Here is a 26544-nt window from a genome sequence, read left to right as displayed (position 1 = left end):
CACCAACACCGGCCCCGCACCCACATCACCCGCAACCCCGGACACCACATCCGCGGAAGCCTCACCCGCCGCCAACGCACCGAGACCAGCCCTCAACGCATCCCGGTCCCGGCCCACCACCACCGCCCGGTGCTCGAACACCGACCGCGTCGTAGCCAGCGACCACCCCACCTCAACAGCCCGCACCCCCGCATCACCCACCCCCGCAACGAACTCACCCAGACGCCGCGCCTGCCCCCGCAACGCCTCCCCACCACGCCCCGACACCACCCATGGCACCACTACCCCCACCGACGCACCCGCATCGACGGACGCCCCCGTATCCCGCGAGGCATCCCCCGGCGCCTCCCCCGGCGCCTCCCCCGGCGCCTCCTCCAAGATCAGATGCGCGTTCGTGCCGGAGAAGCCGAACGAGGAGATCCCGGCGCGACGCGCACGGGCACCACGGGCACCACGGGCATCGCGGGGCCATTTCACCGGCTCGGTGAGCAGACGTAGTCCGCTGCCGTCCCACTCCACGTGGGGGGAGGGGGCGTCGACGTGCACGATGGCGGGGAGCAGGTCGTTCTGCAGGGCCAGGACCATCTTGATGACACCGGCCACGCCCGCGGCGATCTGCGTGTGACCGATGTTGGACTTCACCGCGCCCACCCACAGGGGCCGGTCCTCCGGCCGCTCCTGTCCGTAGGCGGAGATGAGGGCCCCGGCCTCGATGGGGTCGCCGAGCGTGGTGCCGGTGCCGTGTGCCTCGACCGCGTCGATGTCCTCGGCCGTGAGGCGGGCATTGGCGAGGGCGGCGCGGATGACGCGTTCCTGGGCGGGGCCGTTGGGGGCGGTGAGGCCGTTGCTCGCGCCGTCCTGGTTGACCGCCGAGCCACGGATCACGGCGAGGACTTTGCGGCCGTTGCGGCGGGCGTCGGAGAGGCGCTCCAGGAGCACCACGCCGGTGCCTTCGGCCATGCCCATGCCGTCACTGCCCGCGGCGAACGGCTTGCAGCGGCCGTCGGGTGCCAGGCCGCGGAGCTCGCTGAAGCCGATCAGCGGGGCGGGCGACGACATCACGTACGTACCGCCCGCCAGGGCCAGCGAACACTCCTGGGCGCGCAGGGCCTGAGCCGCGAGATGGAACGAAACGAGCGAGGAGGAGCAGGCGGTGTCGACCGTCACCGCCTGGGCTTCGAGGCCCAGGGTGTAGGCGACGCGGCCCGAGGTGACGCTGCCGGAGTTGCCGATGGTGAAGTACCCGGCGGTGCCCTCGGGGACCTCGGAGGCGCCCAGGGCGTAGTCGAGGCCGTCGCAGCCGATGAAGGTGCCGGTGGCGCTGGAACGGAGACTGAGCGGGTCGATGCCGGCGCGTTCGATGGCCTCCCACGCCGTCTCCAGGGCGAGCCGCTGCTGTGGCGCCATGGCCAGCGCCTCGGTCGGTCCGATGCCGAAGAAGGCGGAGTCGAAGTCACCGGCGTCGTAGACGAATCCGCCCTCGCGGACGTAGCTGGTGCCGGTGCTCTCCGGGTCCAGGTCGTAGAGGGCGTCGAGGTCCCAGTTGCGATTGCCGGGCAGCGGAGCGACGGCGTCGCCGCCCGCGGAGATCAGCTCCCAGAATTGTTCGGGAGACCGGACCCCGCCCGGCAGGCGGCAGGCCATGCCGATGACCGCGATCGGCTCGTGGCCCGCCGACTCGACGTCCTGCAGTCGGCGTTCCGTCTGCCGCAGGTCCGCAGTGACCCGCTTCAGGTAGTCAAGAAGCTTCTCTTCGTTGTGCGCCATCCCGGGACAACCGCTCCTCTCCGCGAGCACGACCAGGGCCCCTGACCCGACGGCCGGACAGCCGCGGGATCGGCGTGAGCATCGGGCAGGCGGAGCCCCGCCGGTCCGCAGACTCGTCGACGGCCCTAAAGCCCTCCTAATACTCGGCTGTGCGAGGGGACCGGCAGCAGATCGAGTCAGGGGCGCTCACATCGAGTTAGGGGCGCTTAAGCGGTGCCTGTAAAGGTGATCCGGTGTCAGGTCGGCATGCCCTGACACCGGCTCCACCCCTGATCGGACAACGCGAAGCGAGGCATCGTGCCCATCACGGACAGCAAGCCGCCCGCCACACTGCCCGATCTGGTCGACCCCTCCTTCTGGGCGCGGCCGCACGACGAGCGTGTGGCGCTGTTCGAGGAGATGCGCGGGCTGCCGCATCCGGCGTTCATTCAACAGAGCATGCCGGGCGTTCCCTGGGCGTTCGGCTATCACGCCCTCGTCAAGTACGCGGACATAGTTGAGGTGAGCCGTCGGCCGCAGGACTTCTCCTCGAACGGTGCGACCACGATCATCGGCCTGCCGCCCGAGCTGGACGAGTACTACGGCTCGATGATCAACATGGACAACCCCGAACACTCCCGGCTGCGCCGCATCGTCTCGCGCTCCTTCGGCCGCAACATGGTCCCGGAGTTCGAGGCGGTGGCGACCCGTACCGCCCGGCGCATCATCGCTGAACTGGTCGCGCGCGGGCCGGGGGACTTCATCCGGCCCGTCGCGGCGGAGATGCCGATCGCCGTGCTCAGCGACATGATGGGGATTCCCCAGAAGGACTACGACTTCCTCTTCGAGCGGTCCAATACGATCGTGGGTCCGCTCGACCCGGACTACGTGCCCGACCGTGCCGACTCCGAGCGGGCGGTGATCGAGGCGTCGCGGGAACTCGGCGACTACATCGCCGGACTCCGTGAGGAGCGGCTCGCCTCCCCCGGGCACGACTTGATCACCAAGCTGGTCCAAGTCCAGGCGGACGGCGAGCAGTTGACCCGCCAGGAGCTGGTGTCGTTCTTCATCCTGCTCGTCATCGCGGGTATGGAGACCACTCGTAACGCCATCTCGCACGCCCTCGTGCTGCTGACCGAGCACCCCGAGCAGAAGCAGTTGCTGCAGTCGGACTTCGACACGTACGCGAAGGACGCGGTCGAGGAGGTCCTCCGGGTCTCCACGCCCATCAACTGGATGCGCCGGGTCGCCACCCGCGACTGCGACATGAACGGCCACAGGTTCCGCAGGGGCGACCGGATCTTCCTGTTCTACTGGTCGGGCAACCGCGACGAGAACGTCTTCCCGGACCCGTACCGTTTCGACATCACGCGCGGGACGAACGCGCACGTCACATTCGGTGCGGTGGGCCCCCACGTGTGTCTAGGGGCCCACCTCGCCCGAATGGAGATCACCGCCCTGTATCGGGAGCTCCTCGCCGCGCTGCCTCAGATTCACGCCGTGGGGCAGCCCCGGAGGCTGGACTCCAGCTTCATCGAAGGCATCAAGCACTTGCAGTGTGCTTTCTGAACCGGCGTACGCCTCCTCCGTGCGCATACGCCGAGCCGATGTGCCGGGCTCCGGTCAGTGGCCGGACATGGCCAGCGGTGGGGCCATCAAGTGCATGTCACCGGCGAGGATGGCCCGCTGCAGGTCCTGGAGCGGGCGCCCCGGTTCCAGACCCAGCTCGTCGTTGAGCGTCTTGCGCACGGACTGGTACACCTTCAGCGCGTCCGCCTGCCGCTCGGACCGGTAGAGCGCCAGCATGAGCTGGCGGTAGAAGGCCTCGCACATCGGGTTCTCGGCGGTGAGGGCGTACAGCATGCCCACCGCCTCCCGGTGCCGGCCGAGCTGGAGCTGGCACTCGACGAGCATCTCCTGACACTCCAGGCGGATCTCGCTCAGCCAGGTCGAGAAGCCGTCGATGATCGGGCCGTTGGCGACGGTGCCGTTCCCGCCCTGGCCGAGGATCGGGCCGCGCCACAGCGCGAGGGCCTGACCGAAGCGGGAAGCCGCCTCGTCGTACCGCTTCTCCCTGAGCAACACCCGACCGACGTCGACCAGTTCGGGAAAGACCTGCGCGTCGATCTGGTCGTCGCCCTTGTGCAGCACGTACCCCGGCGCCCGGGTCTCGACGGGGTTGCCGGCCGTGCCGGGCAGCTTCAGGAACTTGCGGAGCTGGGAGATGTACACATGCAGCCCCGCGGTGGCGCGCCGCGGCAGGTCCTCGCCCCAGATCTCCCGCATCAGCTGTTCCAGGGAGACCAGTTGGTCGGCGCGGACGAGGAGGACGGTGAGGACGACTTCTACCTTCTGCGCGTTGATGGTGGAGTAATTGTTCCCGTCCCTGATGCGGAGTGGTCCCAACATCTCGTACTTCACCGAGCTGTCCCCCTTGCTGTCGCGCGCTGTCGTGTGCCGACCGCGAGGGCGCGGGAGACGGTCTCCGCGACGCCCCGCAGGTGCGTGTTGAGGTAGAAGTGGCCTCCGGAGAAGACCTTGAGGTCGAAGGGGCCGTCCGTGTGTTGTCGCCAGGCCGCGACGTCCTCCTGTGCCGCCTGCGCGTCCCGGTCGCCCGTCAGTGCGGTGACGGGGCAGGCCAGGGGAGGCGATGGATTCCACTGGTACAGCTCGATCGCCCGGTAGTCGTTGCGGACGATCGGGAGGATCTCCGCGAGCAGTTCCTCGTCGTTCAGGAAGAGCGGGTCCGTGCCGCCCGCGCGGCGCAGCTCGGCGGTCAGGTCGGCGTCGCTCAAAAGATGTACGGTGCCCGGCCGGACGCGGGACGGCGCGCGGCGCCCCGACACGAACAGATGGCAGGGTTCCTTGCCGGTCCGTTCGCCCAGCCGTTGTGCGACTTCATAGGCGAGGACGGCGCCCATGCTGTGGCCGAAGAAGGCCAATGGCCGGTCGTCGAACGGCGTGAGCGCCTCGGTGATCAGGTCGGCGAGGTCGGGGATGCGGTCCAGGAGCGGCTCTCTGCGCCGGTCCTGCCGTCCTGGGTACTGCACCGCGAGGATGTCCGCGTCAGGCAGCAGAGTGGGGGACTGCGCCAGTGGCTGGTAGTAGGTGGCCGAGCCACCGGCGTGGGGGAAGCAGACGAGGCGGACATCGGCTTCCGGCCGGGGCCGGAAACGGCGTATCCACGGGTTCGACATATCGGGTGGGGGGGAGGCAGGCAAGATCATTCCCTTCACCAGGAACGCTGAGAGCGGCGCGCCGCATTGCGGATCCGCTCCTGATCATGCACAGCTCAAAGTTTAAAGGGCAACGTAGGTGACGTGGTAACGGGGCGGAATGAGACATTCCTTTTTACTTTCTGCCCGCATTCTTTCGTGATCGAATCGAGCGTGGCGAGTTTAAGGTAAGTTTCACTATGAATGCTTGACATCGCCCCCTGTGGGGCGTGGGGTGCGAGCAGCTTTCTGGGGCCGGAGGTGTCGCTTCGGCGGGTGTCGCCCCAGGTGGCAGCGCGGGACCCAGCTGATGCGGCCCGGCGGGCGGGCCTCAAGGGCAGGTACAAGCCAACTGGATTCTCGATCCACTCATCCTGGCGCCAATTTTTGCGGGGATATTACGCCGCACGTGTTTATCGCTTCTGCCGCCTGTTGGCCTGCATCGTTTCTCCACCTCCGCCCACCTCTGCGTGGGTGAGTGGAAACGATCTGTTTTCCGTGTGGGGTCACCGTGTGGATGGCGAGGGGTGCGATTCTGGCTGGTTGTTTTCTTGCGGTGGTGGCGGAGCGGGATTGGTCTTGATTATGCCGTGGGGGATTGCCCTCGCCGCCCGGGAATGCCCAGCGAGTCCCCCTCCGTACGTCGTGGAACGCCTGTCGCGGGGGCGGGTCGGTGGTGAACGAGTGGCCGGATCCAGCCCTGCCCGGTGTTGATGCTCGGCGGGTGGCCACTCGACCGGTCCGGGCCCGTCCCGTCACACCTGGTCTTGCTCGCAGGCGGAGTTGTCATCTTTTGGGGTGACTGTGTGCCGTTCAAGGGGCCCTGTCCGGCGGCGTATCAGCGATGGTCGTGTCATGTCCCGCCACCCGAAGGAGCGCAAGACGATGAGCGAGAGCGAGAGCCAGGTCGAAAGCATGGCGTGGCTGATGCGGGACCTCCGCCGGACCCGCAAGCAGGGTGCGGCGGCGGTCGCGCGGCGCCGCGGTGACCGGCTGGCGGACCTGGTCGCCTACGCCCGCTCCGCATCGCCGTACTACCGGGAGCTGTACCGGGGCCTGCCCGAGCGGATCGAGGATCCCGCGCTGCTGCCGGTCACCGACAAGAAGCAGCTGATGGGCCACTTCGACGACTGGCCGACGGACCGGGACATCACCTTGGAGAAGGTGCGCGCGTTCACCGACGACCCCGGCCTGATCGGGCGCCGCTTCCTCGGCCGCCATCTGGTCGCCACGACGTCGGGGACCAGCGGCCTGCGCGGCCTGTTCGTGCTCGACGACCGGTACATGTCCGTGTCCTCCGCCGTCTCGTCCCGGGTGCTCGCCTCCTGGCTCGGCCCCCTCGGCATCGCGCGGGCGGTGGCCCGCGGCGGCCGCTTCGCCCAACTCGTCGCCACCGAGGGGCATTACGTCGGCTTCGCCGGGTACTCCCGCATGGCTCTGGAGGGCGGGAGCCGCAGCAAGCTGCTGCGCGCGCTGTCCGTGCACGAGCCGATGGAGAAGCTGGTCGCCGAACTCAACGAGTACCGCCCGGCGTTCGTCATCGGATACGCCAGCACGATCATGCTGCTCACGGCCGAGCAGGAGGCGGGACGGCTGCACATCGATCCGGTGCTCATCGAGCCCGCGGGCGAGACGATGAGCGAGAACGACACCGACCGCATCGCGAAGGCCTTCGGTGCCAAGGTGCGCACGATGTACAGCGCGACGGAGTGCACGTACCTCAGTCACGGCTGCGTCGAGGGCTGGTACCACGTCAACGACGACTGGGCCGTGCTCGAACCCGTCGACTCCGACCATCAGCCCGTCCCGCCGGGGGAGTTCTCGCACACGGTCCTGATCAGCAACCTCGCCAACCGCGTACAGCCGTTCCTGCGCTACGACCTCGGCGACAGCGTCATGCTCCGGCCCGACCCCTGCCCCTGCGGCGCCGCGTCACCCGCGATCCGGGTCCAGGGCAGGGCCGGTGACATCCTCACCTTCCCCTCGGGCCGCGGCGACGACGTCCGGCTCGCCCCACTGGCCTTCAGCAGCCTCTTCGACCGCATGCCCGGGGTGGAGCTCTTCCAGATCGAGCAGACGGAGCCATCGACCCTGCGGGTACGCCTGGTGAGGGCGCCCGGCGCCGACGCGGACCGCGTATGGCGGAACGCCCACGACGGACTGACCCGCCTGCTCGCCGACAACAAACTCGACAACGTCACGGTGGAGCGGGCCGAGGAGCCGCCGCGGCAGGGGGACGGCGGCAAATACCGGACGATCATCCCGCACGCCGCCTAGCTGTCTCTCGCGCGGGTCAGTGCGCGCGGTCAGTGCGCGTAGCCGCGCAGCGTGCCCCGCTCACTCCTTACTGTGGGGCCGTCCTCACGTCCGACGGCCGGGCCGCTGGTCCGTGATGGCCCAGCGCTCGTGGTCCCGCCACGCGCCGTCAATGAGCTGGAAGGCAGCCGAGTACCCCTCGCGCCGGAATCCCAGACGCTCGACGAGCTTCAGGGAGGACGTGTTGTCCGGCTGGATGTTCGCCTCGAGGCGGTGCAGTTCCAGCCGGTCGAAGGCGAACTCGATCACGAGCCCCAGGCCTTCGGTCAGATAGCCGCGACCGGTGGTGGAGGCGTACGCGGTGTATCCCAGGGTTCCGCACTGGAAGGCGCCCCGAACGATGTTGTTGATGTTGACGCCGCCCACGATCGCACCGGTGCCGTGCAGGCAGACCACGAAGCCCTCGTGGGTGGGCTGGTCGAACCGCGCGAGAGAGCTCTCGAACCCTTCCCGCGTGCTCTCGCGGGCGCGGGCGCCGAGCCAGCGGTGCAGCATGTCGGCGCTCTCCGCGCGCAGGGCGGCGATCTCTTCGTAGTCCTGACGGCTGATGTGTCGTATGGCCACGCGCGGCCCTTGACGGAGGTAGTCGGTTGCCATCGGGTGATCGTAGGGGCGGACCTTCCGGCGACGGTTCATCGGGGCCGTTCAGCGAAGCCGCTCAGCGGGGCCGTGCATAAATGCCTCGACATCGAGCCCGTCGGTCGGGGACGCTTCGCGCGATGACCAGAATCGACGACACGCCGCCCGCGTGGGACGAGCGCACCCAGCTCACCACGTTCCTCGACTACGCCCGTGACACCGCCCGCGCCAAGTGCGAAGGCGTCTCCGCGGAGAACGCACGCAAGGCGCTCCTGCCGGGCTCACCGCTGATGACCATGAGCGGAGTGATCAACCACCTCCGCTGGGTCGAGTACCACTGGTTCCAGGTGGTCTTCCTGGGCGAGGAGGACCAGGGGCCCTGGACCGACGAGGACCCCGACCGCGAGATGCGCATCGCCGTCGACTTCCCGCTCACGCAGCTGCTCGACGAGTACGCGGAACACAGCGCCCGCTACCGCGAACTGGCCGCCGGAAACAGCCTGGACAAGCAGGCTCGGGGAACCGTCCGCAACGGCCTCCACGTAGACCTGCGCTGGATCCTCCTCCACCTCACCGAGGAGACGGCCCGCCACAACGGTCACCTGGACATCCTGCGCGAGATGCTCGACGGCACGACCGGCGACTAGCCCGCGGCGATCAGCCCGCGGCGATCAGCCCGCGGCGACGCAGAATTCATTGCCCTCCGGGTCGGCCATCACGACATGGTGCCCGTCGAACTTCTCCAGGACGGCCCCGCCCGCCCGCACCAGGCGTGCGGACTCCGATGTGATGCGGGCCCATCGCTCGTCCGCGGTGCCGTGCCCCGGCACGCGGACGTCGATGTGGAGCCGGTTCTTTGCCGTCTTGGGCTCGGGAACCTTGAGGATGCTGAGACGGGGGCCGACGCCGTCGGGGTCGCAGAGCCACGCGCCGTCGTCCACGGAGTCGACCTCCGGCAGGTCGAACTGCGCGAACCACTCCTCGCGCGTCGTGAAGGGAGCGGGCGGCGGCTCGTCGACATAGCCCAAGGCCGTCTTCCAGAAGACGGCGAGAGCCTGCGCGTCCGCAGCGTCGAGCGTGAGGTCGATTCTGGCTGCCATGAGGGGACCGTACTCCGCACTCAGCGACCCGTGCCGCCGTCGAGGAGTTCGCGGAGAATGTCCGCGTGACCCGCGTGTCGGCCGGTTTCCTCGATCATGTGGGTGAGCGCCCAGCGGACGCTCGGTGCCGGGCCCGGGCGGCCGGGCCGGCGGAGTGGCTCGCCGAGATCCGTGCACGTGTCGAGCACCTTGTTCGCGCGGTCCACCGTCTCCCGGTAGCGGGCGACGACATCGGCGACGCTGTCCCGCGCGGCTGGGCGGAACGTCGCCTGCCAGTCAGTGACCCGTTCGCCGAGGAACGTCGCGCTCTCGACGGCGATCAGATGGCTGAGCAGGCCGAGCAGGTTCGTGCCCGAGGGCACCGCCGCCGTACGGGCCCCGGGCTCCGCCGCGCCCTCGACCTTCGCGGCGATCGATACGCGCAGGTAGTCGAGGAATCCGCGCAGCACATCGGGTTCGTTGTTCGCGGTGCGGGGCGGTGGGGCGTCAGTGCGGCGGGAGGCGGTGGGCACGGCGTTCGTTCTCCTTGCGTCGGGAGGCGGGGAGGGGACTCGGTCGAGGAGTCAGCCGGTCCGCAGGACGAGCAGTACGTGGTCCACGACCTCGGCGGTGCGTCCGTCGGGGCCGGTCGCGATACGGCGCGGCGCGTCCGCCCGTTCGACCGACCACTGCGCGGGGGAGAGGCGCAGCAGGCCCGCGACCTCCTCCGGGGACGGGAACCGCACGTCCGGGTCCTGGTTCCACGACCACGGCGCGGTCGACCCGTGATCGACGACCAGCAGCCGCCCGCCCGGACGCAGCAGGTGGGCGGCAGAGCGGAGGATGGCCGTCCGGTCCTGCTCGTACGGAGTGTGGAAGTAGTGGGCGGTGACCAGGTCGAAGGGCAGCTCGGGCAGCGAGGCGCGCACGTCGTGCTGTCGGGCGGTGATGCGGTCGCCCAGGCCGCGCGAGCGGGCGAGGCGGGTGAGCCGCGTGGCCGCGACGTCCGAGACGTCGAGGGCGGTGACCTGCCAGCCCAGGCCCGCGAGCCACAGCGCGTCGCCGCCACCGCCGCAGCCGATGTCCAGCGCGTCGCCCGGGGGCAGCGCGCCGACCGTCTCGACGAGGCGGGTGTTCGGCTGCGGGTCGGTGGGCGCGGGCATCTCCGCGTACATCTCGTCCCAGTACGTTGCCGCGTCGGTCTGCTCCATCGGGTTCCTTCCCCTCGGTTCACGTGGGGGCGAGTCTGATCCGATGTGCCGCCGATTGGCATCTATCGTTGCCGTTTCGGCAAGTTGCCGGTCGGTACGACGGCGCCGCGGCGCCGCTACGTGTGCAGCGCCCCGCCGTCCTCCGCATGCCCCTCGGGTTCCAGCTGGATCGTCGAGTGGGCCACGTCGAAGTGGCCCCCGACGCACCCCTGCAGGCGGCCGAGGAGCGTCCCGTGGCCGTCCGCGAGCGCCTCGTCCGTGACCACCACGTGGGCGGTGAGCACCGGCATTCCCGAGGTGACCGTCCAGCCGTGCAGATCGTGCACGGCGACCACGCCCGGCTCCTCCATCAGGTGCCTGCGCACCTCGCCGAGGTCGACGTCCTGCGGAGTCGCCTCAAGCAGGACGTGCACGGAGTCCCGCAGCAGCCCGTACGCACGCGGCACGATCATGAGGCCGATGACGATCGAGGCGATCGGGTCCGCCGCCTGCCAGCCGGTGAGCAGGATGATCAGGCCGCCCACGATCACGGCGACCGAGCCGAGCGCGTCCCCCAGGACCTCCAGGTACGCGCCGCGCAGATTGAGGCTCTTGTCCTTGGCGTCCCGCAGCAGCCACAGGCCCACCAGATTGGCGAGGAGCCCGCCCACCGCGACCACGAACATCAGGCCGCCCTTGACCTCGACCGGCTCGCTGAACCGGCCGATCGCCGACCACAGGACCCAGACGAAGATGGCGACGAGGAGCAGCGCGTTCAGGGCCGCGGAGAAGATCTCCACCCGGTAGAAGCCGAAGGTGCGCCGCGGTGTCGGCGCGCGCTGGGCGAGGGTGATGGCGCCGAGGGCCAGCGCGACGCCCACCGCGTCGGTCAGGCTGTGCGCGGCGTCGGCGAGCAGCGCGAGGCTGCCGGACAGGAGCGCGCCGACCACCTGGATGACGGTGATCGTGGCGCTGATGCCGATGGTCCACAGCAGGCGGTTGCGGTACGTTCCGCTCAGCGTGCCGCCCGCCGCCGCCGCGGCCGGACCGTGGTCGTGCCCCATGACCGCGAGTGGATCACGGGGTGCGGGGCGCCGCCACCGAGCGGTCGGCCACTCGGCTCAGCCGCCCGGAACGCGCCCCGGCCGAGGCCCCGGCGTCAGTGGATCTGCTGGGACACCGAGGCGTCGCGCTGGTGCGGGATGCCGAGCGGCGGGGGCAGCTCGCCCTGCTGGACGGTCACCGTGCGGGCCGGGGCGGGGACCCGGATGCCCTCGGCGCGGTAGCGCTGGTGCAGGCGCTTGATGAACTCGCTCTTGATCCGGTACTGGTCGCTGAACTCACCGACGCCGAGGATCACCGTGAAGCTGATGCGGGAGTCGCCGAAGGTGTGGAAGCGGATGGCGGCCTCGTGGTCGGGGACCGCCCCGGTGATGTCGGCCATCACCTCGTCCACGACCTCGGTCGTGACCTGCTCGACGTGCTCCAGGTCGCTGTCGTAGCTGACCCCGACCTGCACCGTGATCGACAACTCCTGCTCGGGGCGGCTGAAGTTGGTCATGTTGGTGCTCGCGAGCTTGGCGTTGGGGATGATCACGAGGTTGTTGGAGAGCTGACGGACCACGGTGTTGCGCCAGTTGATGTCGACGACGTAGCCCTCCTCCCCGCTGCTGAGCTGGATGTAGTCCCCGGGCTGCACGGTCTTCGCCGCCAGGATGTGCACGCCCGCGAAGAGGTTGGCGAGCGTGTCCTGGAGGGCGAGGGCCACGGCGAGACCGCCGACGCCGAGCGCGGTGAGCAGCGGCGCGATGGAGACGCCGAGGGTCTGCAGGACGACGAGGAAGCCCATCGCGAGCACCACGACCCGCGTGATGTTCACGAAGATGGTGGCCGAGCCCGCGACGCCGGAGCGGGACTGGGCCACGGCCCTGACCAGGCCGGTGACGATCCGGGCGGCCGTGAGCGTGCCGGCGATGATGAGCAGCGCGGTCAGCGTCATGGTGACGTTGCGGCCGGTGCGCGGCGTGAGCGGCAGCGCGCCCGCCCCTGCGGCGAGTCCGGCGGTGATGGCCGCGCAGGGGACGAGGGTGCGCAGGGCGTCGACGATGACGTCGTCGCCGCTCCACCGGGTCCGGCTGGCCCGTTCGCCCAGCCACCGCAGCAGCGCGCGGAGCAGCAGCCCGGCCACGACGCCGGCGATCACCGCGATCCCGGCGGCCATCCAGTCGTGCAGTGTGAGAGCACGGTTCATCGGTTCGCTCCCGTCGTACGGGTGGCATGTTTCGTCGTACGGGACGAGTACGTACGGGACGAGTACTCCGTCGTACGGGGCGAGTGCCCCGCCACGCGGCGTATGTGAGGTGTCGTCACCTTGTGTTACCTGCTCGATTCCGGGAGTTCGATGACGCCGCTCCGGCAGACCCGGCCCGGCGCGGACGTCATCCTGCCCCATGCGGCGACGGCGGGCGCACCTACCCCCACCTGGATCTTCACGAACCGGCCACGTCTGTCGACCGGCGTCCCGAGAGCCGGTGCGGGAGCGGCCACGGCATACCGGGTGAGTCGAAACGCGTGCCGTCGCAGGGGTTCCCGAGCCGCCTCGGTTATGCAAGTCTCCTTCTCAATTCCGCGGGCCAGTGGACATCGCAGCCCGTCAACTGGGCTGCTTGTGCCCGGATACGGGGTGAAGCAGTGATGCACAACACGGCGCGTGGGCACGACTTGGTCGCGTTGCGGCGGCTCAATACCACCGTCGTGCTGCGTGCGCTGCACCGCCGCAGCCCGCGGACCCTCGCCGAACTCGCCGCGGGCACCGGCCTGTCCAGGCCCACCGTGGAAGCCGCCGTCGAGGAGCTCGCCGAGCGCGGGCTCGTCGGCGAGTCCGCCGAGGACCCGGCCGAGCGCACACCGGGAAGGCCCGCGCGCCGCTTCCGCTTCCGCACCGAGGCGGGCCACGTCCTCGGCGCCGACATAGGGCTGCACAAGTTGGTCCTGCTCCTCGCCGACCTCGGCGGCACCGTCCTGGCCGCCGACCGCCACGACATCGACCCCGGACTCGGCGGCGGCGCCCGCCTCGACCTGCTGCGCCACGCCACGGAGACCTTCCTGGCCGCCCACGCCCCGCGCCGCGCCGCCGTCCTCGCCCGCTGCGTGGGTGTGCCCGGCGTGGTGGACGCGGGCGGCGTCGTCACCTCGCTCGTGGTGCCCGAGTGGTCCGGCGTCGACCTCGGGCGGCTGATCGAGGAGGGCGGGCCAGGACACACCCTCGTCGAGAACGACGTGAACCTCGCCGTCCTCGCCGAGCGCTGGCAGGGCGCCGCCACCCTCGCCGCCGACGTCGTCTGCGTACTCACCGGGCACCGCGTCTCGTGCAGCCTCACCATCGGCGGACGGCTGCACCGGGGCAGCCGCGGCGGCGCGGGCGAGCTCGGCCTGCTGCCCCTGCTCGGCATGAGCACCGCCCAGGAAGCCCTGCGCTGGCCGGGCGCGCGCCGCACCGGCGAGTCCGAAGTGGCCGCGCTCGCCCGCGCCGCGGACGCCGCAGACCCCCGGGCCCTTGCCGCCGTCGGGGACTTCGCGGACCGCCTCGCACCCGGCATCGCGGCCCTTTCCCTCGCCGTCGACCCGGAACTGGTCGTGCTGACCGGCGGGGCGATCCCCGTCGGCCCGCACCTCGTGCCGCTGCTCCAGGAGCGGCTGCGCCCCATGACCCTGCACGTCCCGCGCATCGCGCTGAGCTCGCTCGGCGAGCGGGGCGTCGCCCTCGGCGCCGTACGCAAGGCGCTCGACCACGTGGAGGAGGAACTGCTCACGGACACGGCGTCCTGAGGCGCGCCCCGATGCGAGGGGCGGGCCGCGGCGGCGCCCGACGACTTCCTGGGAGGCGAAGGCGCACATGCGCAGAAGGACTCTGCTCGGCGGGGCGCTGGCGGCCCCCTTGCTCGCCGCCTGCTCCGACGGGGGCGACGGCTCGTGCGGCGGGGGCCGCACGACGCTCACGTACGGCATGTGGGACCCGGCGCAGGTGCCGGGCATGGAGAAGATCATCGCCGCGTTCGAGAAGGAGAACCCGCGGATCTCCGTGCGCATCGAGCTGACGCCGTGGGCGAGCTACTGGACGACGCTCAAGACCTCGATGCGCGGTGGCACCGCCCCCGACGTGTTCTGGATGAACGCCGTCAACTTCCAGCTGTACGCGACGGGCGGCGTCCTCGAACCGCTCTCCGGCCACATCAAGGCCGACGCCACGCCCGTCGACCGGCACCCGGAAGCACTGGTGAAGCTCTACGCCCACCGCGGCACGCAGTACGGCCTCCCCAAGGATTTCGACACCATCGGCCTCTGGTACAACAAGAAACTCTTCGACCGGGCGGGCATCACGTACCCGGACGCGAGCTGGACCTGGGACGACGTGCGTGACGCGGCCGCCGAGCTCACCAACCCCCGCGAGCGCGTGCACGGCTTCGCCGCCGAGATGGACCGGCAGTGCAAGATCTACCCGGCCGTCTGCGGTGCGGGCGGCTACGTCATCGAGGGCGGCCGCTCCGGCTTCGGTGACGAGCGGTCCGTCGAGGGCCTGCGCTTCCTCACCGACATGGTCGACCGCGGCTGGTCACCGCCCCAGAGCGCGATGACGGAGTCCGTCGGGCGGGTGCGCTACTGGTCGGAGAAGGTCGCCATGAACTACGACCTGTCCGCGATGGCCGGGCAGATGTACGCCGTGCCCGCCCTCAAGGACCACGGCGGCATAGCCGTGCTGCCCAAGGGGCGTCGCAGGGCCACCATCATCCACGGCCTGGCCAACGTGATCTCCGCCAAGAGCGACAAGAAGGCGGCTGCCTGGAAGTTCGTGCACTTCATGGCGGGCCGTGCGGCGGCCGAGATCCAGGCGAAGGCGGGCGTCACCATCTCCTCGTACGAGGGAACGCAGGACGCCTGGCTCAAGTCGATGCCGGAATTCGACCTGAAGCACTTCATCGAGATGCAGAAGTACGCCGTGCCGTATCCGAGCTCCGAGAACACCGCCGTCTGGGAGAACCTCCAATACCCGCTGCTCGGCGCCGCGTTCAGCGGAAAGGGCGGCATCGAGAGCGCCGCCCGCACGCTGGGCGAGCAGATGGACCGGGCCCTGAAGGAGGAACGCGCCTCATGAGTGTCTTTCCCGCCACGGCGGCCGCGAAATCGGCCGGACGCCGCGCCGCGGCCTCCGACGCCCGCCCGAAGTCCCGTAACCAGAAGGCCGCGTACTGGTTCATCGCGCCGCTCGGCCTCGGCTTCGCCGTCTTCTACTTCTGGCCGCTGCTGCAGACGTTCTACTTCAGCTTCACCGAATTCGGGGCGTTCGGCGGCCATACGTTCGTGGGCACCGACAACTACGTCCGCGTCGTCAAGGACGTCACCGTCTGGCAGGCCCTCGGCAACACCCTGATCTACAGCGTCATCGGACTCGCCGCGCTGCCGATCGCGATCGTCGTCGCCTCGCTCCTGAACAGGCGCGGGCTGCGCGGCGTATCGCTCTACCGGGCCCTCTACTTCGTGCCGTTCGTGACGCTGCCCGTCGCCGTCGGACTGGTCTGGAACTGGCTCTACAACGGCGACTTCGGGCTTCTCAACGAAATCCTCGGCTGGTTCGGCGTGGACCGGCACTACTGGGTTTCCGACCCCTCCACCGCCGTCTACGCGATCGGCACCGTGATCGTCTGGTCGACCACCGGCTACTACTTGATCATCTTCATGGCGGGCATCAAGGGAATTCCGCAGGACTACTACGAAGCCGCGGAACTCGACGGGGCCGGGGCCTTGCGCAGATTCTTCACGATCACCCTCCCGCTGCTCAGCCCCACCATCTTCTTCGCCTCCATCATCTGCATGATCAATTCACTGCAGACCTTCGACCTGATCTACATCATGATGGCCGAGAAGAACCCCGCGATCGGTGACACCCAGTCGATCGTCGGCCTCTTCTACAAATGGGCGTTCATGGAGAACGCGCAGGGCGCCGCCGCCGCGCTCGCCTTCCTGCTCATGCTCGTCATCGCCGCCCTGACGTTCCTCCAGTTCTGGCTCCAGAAGAGGTGGGTGCACTATGCCTGAGCACGCCGAGCCGATACCTGAGCACGCCGAGCCGATACCTGAGCATGTCGCGCCGATAGCCGAGCGCACTCACGAACTGCCCGAGCGCACCGGCACCGCACCGAAGCGGCGGCGCTTCGACACCGGGTCCTTCGCCACCCACGCCGTCCTCTCCTTCGGCGCGCTCATCATGGTCTTCCCCTTCCTGTGGCAGCTGCTCACCGCGCTCAAGACCCTCGCGGAGACCTCACGCGTACCGCCCACCTTCCTGCCCGACACCTGGAACTGGGACAGCTTCGAAGAGGTCTTCACCGCCCTGCCGTTCCGCGAGATGCTCACCAACAGCCTGATCAACACCGTCGGGCGCACCCTCGGCCAGCTCGTCTTCTGCTCGCTTGCCGCCTACGCCTTCGCCCGCATGCAGTTCCGCGGCCGCAACGTGCTGTTCGCGCTCTTCCTCTCCGTCCTGATGGTGCCGAGTTCGCTGCTCGTCCTTCCGCAGTACGACATCGTCCAGTGGCTCGGCCTGCTCAACACGGCCCCCGCGCTCTTCCTGCCCGGCATGTTCAGCGCGTTCGGCACCTTCATGCTGCGCCAGTTCTTCCTCACGCTCCCCAAGGAGCTGGAGGAGGCCGCCCGCATCGACGGCGCGGGTTCCTTCCGCATCTTCTGGTCGATCATGCTGCCGCTGATCCGGCCCGCGCTGTCCGCCCTCGCCGTCATCACCGCCATGTGGTCCTGGAACGACCTGCTGTGGCCGCTGATCGTCAACACGGACCCGCAGAAGATGCCGATCAGCGCAGGACTGACCTCACTTGAAGGGCAGTTCGAGACCAACTACCCGGTGATGATGGCCGGTTCACTCATCGCGAGCCTGCCGATGCTGCTCGTCTACGTCTTCCTCCAACGGCACTTCGTCCAGAGCGTCGCCCTGTCCGGCTCCAAGAGCTGACCCCGGCTTCCAGAGCTGACACCGCACGCCGCGCCCAATCCCCCCACGGAAAGGCAGTCGTTCTCTATGCCACCGCTGCACATCGGCCTGCTCGGCGCAGGCGGCATCGCCCGCGCCCATCTGCCCGGCTGGCTGGCGCTCGGCGCCCGGGTCAGCCTGTACACCGTCGACAGCTCCGCGGAGAAGCTCGCCGCCGAGTACGCGGAGCGCGGGCACGACGTCCGGGCCGTCGACTCCCTCGACCACCTCCTCGCGGACGCGGGCGCCGTCGACGTCTGCACCCCGACCGCCACCCACAGGCACCTCGCCCTCGCCGCCGTCGCCGCCGGCAGGCACGTCGTCTGCGAGAAGCCGCTCGCGCTCACGGCCCACGACGCCGAGGAGATCGCGGCCGCCGCCGACGCCGCGGGCGTACGGCTCCACCCCGCCCACGTGGTGCGCTACTTCCCGGCGTACGCGGCCCTGCGCCGGGCCGTCGTCCGCGGCGACCTCGGCGACCTCGCCGTGCTGCGCTTCACGCGCGGCGGGGCCCGGCCGCAGTGGGCCCCGTGGTTCGGCGACCCGGCCCAGTCCGGCGGCGTCATCCTGGACCTGATGGTGCACGACATCGACATGGCCCGCTGGCTCGCAGGGCCCGTGGTCCGCGTGCACGCGCGGACCCGTGGCGTCGAGCACGCCACCGGCGCCCCGCCCGAGGTCGTCACCGCCACCGCCGTGCTCACGCACGCGTCGGGCGCGGTCAGCCACATCGACGGGCTGTGGGGCCTGCCGGACCAGCGGTTCCGTACGACGTTCCGGGTGGCGGGCGCCGACGGCCTCCTGCACCACGACTCCACCGCCGCGCCGGGCTTCCGTATCACCGCACAGGGCGTGCGGGCCGACGACGAAGGCATTCCGTCCAGCCCCATGACCGAGAGCCCCTACCTCACCGAACTCCGCGAGTTCGCCGCGTCCTGGCAGGACGGCGGGCCCGAACCACGGGTGAGCGCCCGCGACGGCGTCGAAGCGGTGCGGATCGCCGAGGCCGCCGCGGAGTCCAGCCGCACCGGCCGTGTCATCGAGATCGAGGAGGCAGCGCGATGAAAGTCGCCGTCCTGTCGTTCGCCCACGTCCACGCCGCGTCATACCTGCGCCTCCTCGCCCGTATGCCCGGTATCGAGGTCCTGGGCAGCGACCCGGACACGGACCTCGCGGCCCCCGGTGAGGTACGCGGCTGTGCCGTCGCGGAGGCCTCGGGGGCCGCCTACGCCGACACCTACGAGGAAGCCTTCGCCTGGGGTCCGGACGCGGTGATCGTCTGCTCCGAGAACGCCCGGCACCGGCCCCTGGTCGAGCGCGCGGCGGCGCACGGCGTGCCCGTCCTCTGCGAGAAGCCGCTGGCCGCCTCGGTGGCGGACGGCGAGGCGATGGTCGCCGCCTGCCGGGCGGCAGGGGTACGGCTCGCGGTCGCCTTCCCTGTGCGCTTCAGCCCGGCGTACGCCGCTGTGAAGTCGGCCGTCGCCTCGGGCCGGGCCGGGCAGGTCCTCGCGGTGTCGGGCGCCAACAACGGCGCCATGCCGACCCGCGCCCGCCGCTGGTTCGCCGAGCCCGAACTCTCCGGCGGCGGCGCCCTGATGGACCACACCGTGCACATCGCCGACCTCCTCGACGACCTCTTCGGCGAGGCCAGGCCCGTCGAGGTGTACGCGCAGACCAACAACCTCCTGTACGCCGACGAGGTCGCCGCCGAGACCAGCGGCCTGGTCAGCGTGACCTACTCCAACGGCGCCGTCGCCACCATCGACTGCAGCTGGTCCCACCCCCGCTCGCACCACTCCTGGGGCGGCCTCGAGCTCACCGTCGTAGGGGAGCGGGCCACCCTGGAAATGGACGCCTTCGACCAGAAGGTGCACGGCTTCAGCGAACGCCGGGAACACGGCACAGAGGTGCCGTTCGGCGTCGACCTCGACGAACTCATGCTGCACGCCTTCCTGTTCGGCCCCGAGAAGGGCGGCATGACCGTCGCCGACGGCGAGGGCGGCCTGCGCACCCTGCGCGTCGTGGCGGCGGGGTACGCCTCGGCCGCGAGCGGGGTGCCGGTCCCCCTGGGGTGAGGCTGAGGTGGCCTCGTAAACTCGCTGGGCGCCCCGGGTGGAATGGACGATCATGGCTGGATGACTGCCTTCTATCACGTGTGCTTCGCGGTCCCGGACCTTGAGCGGGCGATGCGGGACCTCCGTCGCTCGGCAGGGGTCGAATGGAGCGAGCCGGTGGCCGACAGACTCGGTCAGTGGGACTACCGCATCGTGTTCACGAGCGGCGGCCCGCCCTTCATCGAACTCATCGAGGGGGCCGCGGGGAGCCCTTGGGACACGCAGGAGGGAGCCAGGTTCGATCACATCGGCTACTGGTCGAGCGACATACGGGAAGGCTCCCGGCGCCTGGAGGAGGAGGGGCTGCCGGTCGACTTCTCCGGCTGCCCGTACGGACGGCCGTTCGCCTACCACCGGATGGACAGCATCGGCGCACGCGTCGAACTCGTGGACGTCAGCCGGCAGGCCGCGTTCCTCGACGCGTGGCACCCGGTCGGCGAGCCCATGCCCGTCATCGACGAATCTGCCGCTCCTCCGGCATGAGTTCACCAGGGGCTACGAACCGGCGGGCTACGACGGGCGGTCGGTGCCGCTGTCGGGGGTGGCGTGGGCCAGTCCCGTGCGGTAGGCGATGACGACGAGTTGCGCCCGGTCGCGGGCCGCGAGCTTCGTCATGGCGCGCTGCACGTGGGCGCGGACGGTGAAGGGGCTGAGGAACATCCGCTCGGCGATCTCCTGGTTGGACAGGCCGGTCGCGACCAGAGCGACCATTTCGCGTTCGCGCGGGGTGAGCACGTCGAGCTGTTCGGGGCGGTGCGGCGGAACGCCGTCGGGTGTGGCCAGGAATCGGGCGACCAGGGAACGGGTCGCGGCGGGGGACAGGAGGTTCTCACCCTCGGCGATCGTCCGTACGGCGGCGATCAGGTCCTCGGCGCCGATGCCCTTGCCGATGAACCCGCCCGCGCCCGCGCGCAGCGCCTGCGCGATGTACTCGTCGGTCTCGTACGTGGTGAGGATCAGGATGCGGCTGGCCCGCAGTTCAGGGTCGGCGCAGATCTCCGACGTGGCGGTCAGGCCGTCCATCTCGGGCATGCGGATGTCCATGACCACCACGTCCGGGCGCAGTTCCCGGGTGAGTCCGACCGCCTCCCTGCCGTCCGCGGCCTCGCCGACCACGGTGATGTCGTCGGCGCTTTCGAGGAGCAACCGGAAGGCACCGCGCAGCAGAGCCTGATCGTCGGCGAGCAGTACCCGGAGCGTCACGGCGTACCCCCGGTCTCTCCGTCGCCTATTGATACGTCGCCTGTTGCTACGTTGCCTGTTGTGGCGTCAGTTGCCCGCTCCGCAGGCGCTGTTACCTCCCCTGCCCGGTGCGCCGCCCCCTTGACGGGCGGCAGGGGCAGCTGGGTGGAGACGAGGAAGCCGCCTTCCGGGCGTCGGCCCGCGGAGAGGTGTCCTCCGACCGCGGTGGCACGTTCCCGCATCCCGATCAGACCGTAACCGGGCGGACGGTCCGACACCGTGGCCGCACCCGACCCCGCACCCGACCCCGTACGGGCGTCCCCTCCGTCGTCGGCGACGCTGATGGTCACGCGGTCGCGGTGCCAGTCGAGCCGCACCCGGGCGCTGCCGGTACCGGCGTGCTTGGTCACGTTGGTCAGGGCTTCCTGGACGATGCGGTAGGCGGTGAGGTCCACTCCCGGCGGCAATGGCCTTGCCGGGCCTTCCTGCCGCAACGACACCTCAAGTCCCGCGCGGCGGAAGGACTCCAGGAGCGTGGGCAGCCGGGAGAGGCCGGGCGCCGGTTCGGCGGGTGCGGCGGCGTCCCCGGTCTGACGCAGCAGGCCGACCGTGGCCCGCAGGTCGTCGAGGGCGTCGCCGGTGGTCTCGACGAGCTCGTCCAGGCTCTTGCGGGTCTGGTCCGGGCGGGTGTCGAAGAGGTGCGCGGCGACCGTGGCCTGCGCGTTGGCCAGGGTGATCTGATGGGCCACGAGGTCGTGCAGTTCCCGGGCGATGCGCACCCGTTCCTCGGCCACTCTCCGGCGCGCCTCGCTGTCCCGGCTCTCCTCGGCCCGCTGGGCCCGCTCCTCCACGGCCGCCAGGTAGGCCCGCCGGTTCCGCACCGAGCGGCCGAGCACGCCCGCCACCAGCGGGAACGCCGCCACCGCTCCCACCCTGCTCGCGTCCTTCCACGAGAGGGTCCCGAACAGCGGGGTGGAGGAGAGGAGCAGCGCCCCGGAGATGAGCAACACCGCGCCCACCGCGCGCCGTTCATTGCGCACGGTGCGCGAGTAGGAGTAGGCGGTGATCACAGAGGGGGCCACGATGAGCGGGCTGAGCAGCAGGTCCAGGGGCATCGCCAGCATGCCGCTCGCCGTCGTGACGGCCATGACAGCCAGGGGTGCCCGATGCCGCATCGGCAGCACGGCGCAGGACACCACGGCGATGACGTAGGCGGCGGCGGACGGCGGGGCCAGTTCGCTGTTGTCGTCCTGCAGCACGCCGCCGAGCAGACAGACGGCGAACGCCGTCGCCGTGATCGCTCCCTCCCGCCACCCTGCGCTGCGGGGGTGTGGACCGCCGCCTTCGGCGCTCACCTTCGTCATGGCCGTGTCAGCTCCGGCCCACGGAGTGCCGCGGCACCGCCGCGTCCGACTCGGCGGCGGGCGCGGAGACATGGGGGTTCAGCGCCTCACCCTCGATGTCCACGTTCGGCAGCACACGGTTCAGGATACGAGGCAGCCACCAGGCACGGTGGCCGAGGAGGGCCAGGGCCGCGGGGGCGATCGCCATCCGGACCACGAAGGCGTCGAAGGCGACTGCGGTGGCCAGGCCGACGCCCATCGTCTGGATGGTCGGGTTGCTCATGCCGATGAACCCGGCGAACACACTGATCATGATGATCGCCGCCGCGGCCACCACGCGTCCGCTGTGCCGGAATCCGGTGACGATCGCCTCGCCGGGCGACGTGCCACGCACGTACGTCTCACGCATCCGGGTGAGGAGGAAGACCTCGTAGTCCATGGCGAGACCGAACACGATGCCGATGACGAGAATCGGCATCAGTGACATCACGGGACCCGTCTGCTCGACGCCGATCAGGTCTGCCGCCCAGCCCCACTGGAAGACGGCGACGAGGACGCCGAAGGCGGCACCCACCGACAGCAGGAAGCCGAGCGCCGCTTTGAGCGGGACGAGGATCGAGCGGAAGACGACCGTGAGGAGGAGCACCGCCAGGCCGATGACCACGGTCAGGTAGGGGAGGAGGGCGTCGGACATCGCTTCGGAGATGTCGATGTTCATCGCGGTGGTGCCGGTCACCAGGATTCCGGCGCCCGTGTCGGCCTCGAAGCCGGAGACCGCGCCCCGGATCGCGTGCACCAGGTCCTTGGTCTCGCCGCTGTTCGGCGCGGTCCGCGGGACGGCGGTGAGGACGGCCGTGTCCTTGGTGCGGCTCAGCACCGGATCGCCGACCGACGCGACCCCGTCCACTCCTCGTACGGTCTTGGCGACCAGGTCCGTGGTGGCGCGGACGTCTTCGGCGTCTTCGGCGTCCTTGGCGTCCTTGGCGTCCTTGGCGTCCTCGGACTGCGACGACGTGTCGACGACCACGGTCAACGGGCCGTTGAAGCCGGGGCCGAAGCCCTCCGACAGCAGGTCGTAGGCGCGGCGCTCGGTGGTCTCCACCGACTTGGACTCGGCGCCGGGCAGGCCGAGTTCGAGGCTCAGCGCCGGCAGGGCGATGACGCCGAGGCCGACCACGGCCGTCACGAGGACCGCCACGGGCCTGCGCAGCACGAACCGCGCCCAGCGGATGCCGAGACCGGACCTGTCGGCTGGGGTGGGTGCCGGATGCGGTGCGGCGCCTCCCGGCCGGGTGGCGTCGCGGGCGGCGCGGGCGGTGCGGGACAGTACCCGGCGGCCGAAGAAGCCGAACAGGGCCGGGACCAGGGTCAGGGCGACGAGTACGGCGAGGGCGACGGCGCCAGCGCCGCCCATGCCCATCTTGGTGAGTTCGGGGATGCCGACGACTCCCAGGCCGACCAGAGCGATGAAGACGGTCGCCCCGGCGAAGACGACGGCGGACCCGGCCGTGCCCACCGCGCGGCCCGCCGCCTCCTCCGGCTCGCAGCCCCGGGCGCGTTCGTCGCGGAAGCGGGAAGTGATGAAGAGCGCGTAGTCGATGCCGACCGCGAGGCCGAGCATCAGCGCGAGGATGGCGACGGTGGACGTCAGGCCCAGCGGCACGGCGAGGGCCGAGACCAGGCCGAACGCGATGGCGACACCCACGAAGGCGGTCAGCAGCGACAGTCCGGCCGCGACCAGCGACCCGAGGGCGACGATGAGGACGACCGCCGCCACCACCACGCCGACGATCTCTGTCGTGCCACCAGGACCCTCCTCCGACTCCAGGGCCGAGCCGCCGATCTCCACGGTCAGCCCCGAGTCCCCGGCCCGGCTCGCGGCGTCCTCGAGGGCGCTCTTCGTCGTCTCGGTCAGGTCGGCGGTGTCGGCGCTGTAGGTGATCGTGGAGTAGGCGATGGTGCCGTCCTCGCTGACGGCGCCGGTCTTGTACGGGTCGGTGGCCGACGCGACCTGGTCACCGCCGTCCAGGGAGCCGAGCGTGTCCTTGACGGTGGCCCTGTTCTCCCCGGCCGTCATCCGCTGCCCGTCGGGGGCCCGGAACACCAAACGGGCCTCGGCACCTCGGGAGTTGCTCTGCGGGAAGCGTTCGTCAAGGAGGTCGAACGCCTGCTGCGACTCGGTGCCGGGCATGGTGAGGTCCTCTTCCTTCCCGGCGGGCGCGACGGCGACGGCGACGACGGCGAGGAGCAGGGCCCCGAGCCACAGGCCCCCCACGAGCCGGCGCCGCCGGAAGGCCCACCGTCCGATCCGGTAAAGAATGGTCGCCATCTGTAGATCACTCCAGACACCGCGAGGCCAGCCACCGCTGGGAAAGTGAATGAGAAGGGCGCGAGATCCGCGCACCTCCAACGGTCCCTTCCGGCGTCCCGCCGGGCATCGTGCCCCGACCCCGTCTTCCCCTGGTGCGCCCGGACCAGGGGCTCACGTGTCCTGGTGCGTACGCACCAGAGGAGGCAGGCGCCCGTACCGGCACCTAGAGTTGGGCCGTGGACGAACGGACGCGGAACAGTGTGGGCGGGCAGGCGCGGATCGGGACGGTTGTCCAGGCGGGGCACGTCGAGATCCGGAACCTGTACAGCGGCTCGGACGACGGTGTGCTGCCGCATCAGATGCCGCCCGACGTACGGCACTTCGAGGACCGTGACGACCAGCGCTCGCGCGTCCTCGGCGCCGTCGCCCGCCCGCGGGCAGCCGGGCGCCCCCTCATCGTCTCGGTCACCGGCGTGCACGGCGTCGGCAAGACGGCCCTCGCCGTGCACCTGGCCCACCGCCTCGCCGATGACAGCGGCTACGTGGTGCGGTACGTGGACCTCGACGACCACCGCCCCGACGGCGGGGCCGACTTGGCGGACGTCATGGGTGAGCTGCTGCGCTCCTTCGGCGTGACCGACCTCCTGGAGGGCCCGACAGCGCGGCGTCGCAGGCAGTACTGGGAGCAGACCGGCAAGCGGCGCCTCGTCCTCGTCCTCGACAACGCCCGCTCCGGCACCGAGATCACCCAGCTCCTTCCCTCGTCCGCCGAGAGCGTCGTCGTGGCCGTCAGCAGGCAGACGCTGTACGACGTCGAGGGCGGAGTCGATCTGGAACTTCCGGTGGACCCGCTCGAAGAGCCCTACGCGGAACGGCTGTTGAGCCGCATCGTCGACGACCCCCGGCTCGCCGCCGACCCCGCGTCCGCCGCCGAGCTCGCCCGGATCTGCGGCGGCCTGCCCGCCGCCCTCCACGTGGCCGCCGAATGGCTCCGCAAGCACCGGACCCGCAGGCTCGCACGGCTGACCGCACAACTCGCCGCCGAACTCGACACGAAGGGAGTTCCCGCGGTGGAGGCCGTATGGGATGCCGCCTACCAGGACCTGACCCCCGGCGCCGCCACTCTCTACCGGCTCCTCGTCGAGCACCCCGGCCCCTGGGTCGACCCCCAAGCGGTCACCGCGCTGCTCGGCAGGGGAGAGGACGAGGCCGAGGACGCGCTCGACGAGCTGGCGCGGGCGAGTCTCCTGGCCCGTGGACGCGACGGACGGCTGCGCCTGCACGATCTGCTCCGGGCCCACGCGGTGCGCCGTGCGGACCGGGCGCGCCGGGACGACGGCGGTACCGACGCGGACGAGGGCAGGCGACGCGTCATCCGCTGGTACCTCCGCCAGGCCCAGCGCGCCGACGCCCTGCGGGCGGGCCCGCGGATGACCTTCGCCGAACCGGCCCCCGCTCTGCCGGACACCCCCGACGCCGACTTCGGCATCACCTCCGCCGACGGCGACAAGCAGCGGAAGGCGAAGGCCCTGCACTGGCTGGAGGCCGAACGGCTTGTGCTGCACGACTGCGTGCGCGTCGCCCACGCGCACGGACTCGACGACGAGGCCTGGGCGCTCTGCGAACCCCTGTGGACGCACTACCTCGACCACCCCCACCTCACCCAGGTCATCGAGACGTTCGCCGCGGGACGCGACGCCGCGCTGCGCGCCGGGCATCCGCTCGCCGCGCTGGTCCGCATGCGCTGCCAGCTCGCGCGCCCGCTGTGGGAACGGGGGCGGTACGAGGACGCCGAGGCTGAGCTGCGCCTCGCTGCGGCGGCCACGGAGGCCCTCGGTGACGGACCCCGGGAGAGGAAGCTGCGCGCTTCGGTCATCGAGTTCCGGGGGCTGCTCGGCGCGGCCCGTGGCGAGTGGGCGGCAGCGGCGGCGGAGTTCGAGGCGTCCGCGCGCATCCATACGGAGATCGGCAACGCCTACGGCGCCATGCTGCAGACGTATCTGCTCGGCAAGGCCCGTACGGAACTCGGCGAACTCACCGCCGCCGAAACGCTGCTGACGGATGCTCATGCGCGGGCCGAGGCCATGGGTCGGGCCCGGCTGACCGCCCGGACCGGCTTCGCGCTCGCCCGGGTGCTGCGGAGCCTCGGGCGGTCGGCAGAGGCCGGGCGGCTCTACGGCGAGGCACTGGCGCAGGCCCGCCTCGACGAGTCCGCGCGTGAGGAGCTGCGCGTCCTGGACGCGTCGGCCGACCTGGCCGAGGAGACCGGGGACGCGGCGGGAGCGGCGGAGTTCCGGACCGCGGCACGGGCGGTGCGGGAGCGCGGCGGGGGCCTCGACTGACGTAGCCCCCGGAACGGGCGGGGCAGGCTCGCACGTGACAACTCCCGCAATTTATTTGTAGCCTCATAATGGTTGTGACAACACA

At 70.6% G+C, this 26544-nt stretch carries 23 protein-coding genes; 11 read left to right on the top strand and 12 right to left on the bottom strand.

Going from position 1 to position 26544, the window contains the following annotated elements; translation table 11 throughout:
• The coding region (locus ABZ953_RS26660; RefSeq protein WP_361728294.1) for a beta-ketoacyl synthase N-terminal-like domain-containing protein at positions 1-1767 on the bottom strand (1767 nt) is incomplete at its 3' end.
• A gap of 297 nt (positions 1768-2064) precedes the next feature.
• Between ABZ953_RS26660 and ABZ953_RS26655 the strand changes: the two genes are divergently transcribed.
• Positions 2065-3315 (top strand): cytochrome P450, encoded by a 1251-nt coding sequence (locus ABZ953_RS26655; RefSeq protein WP_361728291.1) that lies wholly within the window; start codon positions 2065-2067, stop codon positions 3313-3315.
• Between the two features lie 54 nt (positions 3316-3369).
• Here the strand turns inward: ABZ953_RS26655 and ABZ953_RS26650 are convergent, their stop codons facing one another.
• Both ABZ953_RS26650 and ABZ953_RS26645 read right to left on the bottom strand, forming a co-directional pair.
• Positions 3370-4155 (bottom strand): AfsR/SARP family transcriptional regulator, encoded by a 786-nt coding sequence (locus tag ABZ953_RS26650; protein ID WP_361728288.1) that lies wholly within the window; start codon positions 4153-4155, stop codon positions 3370-3372.
• 8 nt (positions 4156-4163) lie between these two features.
• The gene (locus ABZ953_RS26645) at positions 4164-4967 is read right to left on the bottom strand and encodes an alpha/beta fold hydrolase (protein WP_361728285.1); all 804 of its coding nucleotides are present in this window, start codon (positions 4965-4967) and stop codon (positions 4164-4166) included.
• A gap of 849 nt (positions 4968-5816) precedes the next feature.
• On the opposite strand from ABZ953_RS26645, the gene ABZ953_RS26640 reads away from it, so the two are divergent.
• A complete protein-coding gene (locus tag ABZ953_RS26640; RefSeq protein ID WP_361728282.1) occupies positions 5817-7238 on the top strand; it encodes a phenylacetate--CoA ligase family protein in 1422 nt (473 codons plus the stop codon).
• An 84-nt stretch (positions 7239-7322) separates the two neighbouring features.
• On the opposite strand, the gene ABZ953_RS26635 is transcribed toward ABZ953_RS26640, so the two are convergent.
• Complete coding sequence (locus ABZ953_RS26635) at positions 7323-7874, bottom strand: GNAT family N-acetyltransferase (protein WP_361728280.1); 552 nt, start codon at positions 7872-7874, stop codon at positions 7323-7325.
• Positions 7875-7996: 122 nt separating this feature from the next.
• Here ABZ953_RS26635 and ABZ953_RS26630 point away from each other — a divergent pair, with 122 nt between their 5' ends.
• Complete coding sequence (locus ABZ953_RS26630; RefSeq protein WP_361728277.1) at positions 7997-8503, top strand: DinB family protein; 507 nt, start codon at positions 7997-7999, stop codon at positions 8501-8503.
• A gap of 24 nt (positions 8504-8527) precedes the next feature.
• On the opposite strand, the gene ABZ953_RS26625 is transcribed toward ABZ953_RS26630, so the two are convergent.
• From ABZ953_RS26625 to ABZ953_RS26605, 5 genes are all read right to left on the bottom strand, one after another.
• Positions 8528-8956 carry a VOC family protein gene (locus ABZ953_RS26625; protein ID WP_361728274.1) on the bottom strand — a complete coding sequence of 143 codons (429 nt, stop codon included), beginning with the start codon at positions 8954-8956 and terminating at the stop codon, positions 8528-8530.
• Between the two features lie 20 nt (positions 8957-8976).
• Entirely contained in the window at positions 8977-9468 is a 492-nt protein-coding gene (locus tag ABZ953_RS26620) for a DinB family protein (protein ID WP_361728271.1), read from the bottom strand.
• A 51-nt stretch (positions 9469-9519) separates the two neighbouring features.
• On the bottom strand, positions 9520-10146 hold the full coding sequence (locus ABZ953_RS26615; RefSeq protein ID WP_361728268.1) for a class I SAM-dependent methyltransferase: 627 nt from the start codon (positions 10144-10146) through the stop codon (positions 9520-9522).
• A gap of 116 nt (positions 10147-10262) precedes the next feature.
• On the bottom strand, positions 10263-11189 hold the full coding sequence (locus tag ABZ953_RS26610; RefSeq protein ID WP_361728265.1) for a cation diffusion facilitator family transporter: 927 nt from the start codon (positions 11187-11189) through the stop codon (positions 10263-10265).
• 95 nt (positions 11190-11284) lie between these two features.
• Positions 11285-12376: a mechanosensitive ion channel family protein gene (locus ABZ953_RS26605; protein WP_361728262.1), complete on the bottom strand. Its 1092-nt coding sequence runs from the start codon at positions 12374-12376 to the stop codon at positions 11285-11287.
• 443 nt (positions 12377-12819) lie between these two features.
• On the opposite strand from ABZ953_RS26605, the gene ABZ953_RS26600 reads away from it, so the two are divergent.
• The 7 genes from ABZ953_RS26600 (at position 12820) to ABZ953_RS26570 (ending at position 19764) form a co-directional block, all read left to right on the top strand.
• Positions 12820-13953 carry an ROK family transcriptional regulator gene (locus ABZ953_RS26600; protein WP_361728259.1) on the top strand — a complete coding sequence of 378 codons (1134 nt, stop codon included), beginning with the start codon at positions 12820-12822 and terminating at the stop codon, positions 13951-13953.
• 67 nt (positions 13954-14020) lie between these two features.
• On the top strand, positions 14021-15277 hold the full coding sequence (locus tag ABZ953_RS26595) for a sugar ABC transporter substrate-binding protein (RefSeq protein WP_361728256.1): 1257 nt from the start codon (positions 14021-14023) through the stop codon (positions 15275-15277).
• Positions 15274-16218, top strand: a complete 945-nt coding sequence (locus ABZ953_RS26590; RefSeq protein WP_361728253.1) for a sugar ABC transporter permease — start codon at positions 15274-15276, stop codon at positions 16216-16218. Before ABZ953_RS26595 ends, ABZ953_RS26590 begins: the two co-directional genes overlap by 4 nt.
• On the top strand, positions 16211-17149 hold the full coding sequence (locus ABZ953_RS26585; RefSeq protein ID WP_361728250.1) for a carbohydrate ABC transporter permease: 939 nt from the start codon (positions 16211-16213) through the stop codon (positions 17147-17149). Before ABZ953_RS26590 ends, ABZ953_RS26585 begins: the two co-directional genes overlap by 8 nt.
• Positions 17150-17215: 66 nt before the next feature.
• Positions 17216-18232, top strand: a complete 1017-nt coding sequence (locus ABZ953_RS26580; protein ID WP_361728247.1) for a Gfo/Idh/MocA family oxidoreductase — start codon at positions 17216-17218, stop codon at positions 18230-18232.
• On the top strand, positions 18229-19242 hold the full coding sequence (locus ABZ953_RS26575; RefSeq protein ID WP_361728244.1) for a Gfo/Idh/MocA family oxidoreductase: 1014 nt from the start codon (positions 18229-18231) through the stop codon (positions 19240-19242). Before ABZ953_RS26580 ends, ABZ953_RS26575 begins: the two co-directional genes overlap by 4 nt.
• 60 nt (positions 19243-19302) lie before the next feature.
• Positions 19303-19764 carry a VOC family protein gene (locus tag ABZ953_RS26570; protein WP_361728241.1) on the top strand — a complete coding sequence of 154 codons (462 nt, stop codon included), beginning with the start codon at positions 19303-19305 and terminating at the stop codon, positions 19762-19764.
• A 27-nt stretch (positions 19765-19791) separates the two neighbouring features.
• Here the strand turns inward: ABZ953_RS26570 and ABZ953_RS26565 are convergent, their stop codons facing one another.
• Genes ABZ953_RS26565 through ABZ953_RS26555 form a run of 3 tightly spaced genes read right to left on the bottom strand, consistent with a single transcriptional unit; the run spans position 19792 to position 24135 of the window.
• Positions 19792-20484: a response regulator transcription factor gene (locus ABZ953_RS26565; protein WP_361728239.1), complete on the bottom strand. Its 693-nt coding sequence runs from the start codon at positions 20482-20484 to the stop codon at positions 19792-19794.
• Entirely contained in the window at positions 20481-21827 is a 1347-nt protein-coding gene (locus tag ABZ953_RS26560; RefSeq protein ID WP_361728236.1) for a histidine kinase, read from the bottom strand. The genes ABZ953_RS26565 and ABZ953_RS26560 overlap by 4 nt, the downstream gene beginning before the upstream one ends.
• Positions 21828-21834: 7 nt before the next feature.
• Positions 21835-24135, bottom strand: coding sequence for an MMPL family transporter (locus tag ABZ953_RS26555; protein ID WP_361728233.1), 2301 nt, complete (start codon positions 24133-24135; stop codon positions 21835-21837).
• Between the two features lie 218 nt (positions 24136-24353).
• Between ABZ953_RS26555 and ABZ953_RS26550 the strand changes: the two genes are divergently transcribed.
• On the top strand, positions 24354-26459 hold the full coding sequence (locus tag ABZ953_RS26550; RefSeq protein ID WP_361728230.1) for a tetratricopeptide repeat protein: 2106 nt from the start codon (positions 24354-24356) through the stop codon (positions 26457-26459).
• The last annotated feature ends 85 nt before the right edge of the window (positions 26460-26544 follow it).

Source organism: Streptomyces sp. NPDC046465 (genome assembly GCF_040646035.1).
Taxonomy (GTDB): domain Bacteria; phylum Actinomycetota; class Actinomycetes; order Streptomycetales; family Streptomycetaceae; genus Streptomyces.
The sequence above is the reverse complement of the archived record's forward strand: the minus strand, read 5'-3'. Positions and strand labels throughout refer to the sequence as shown.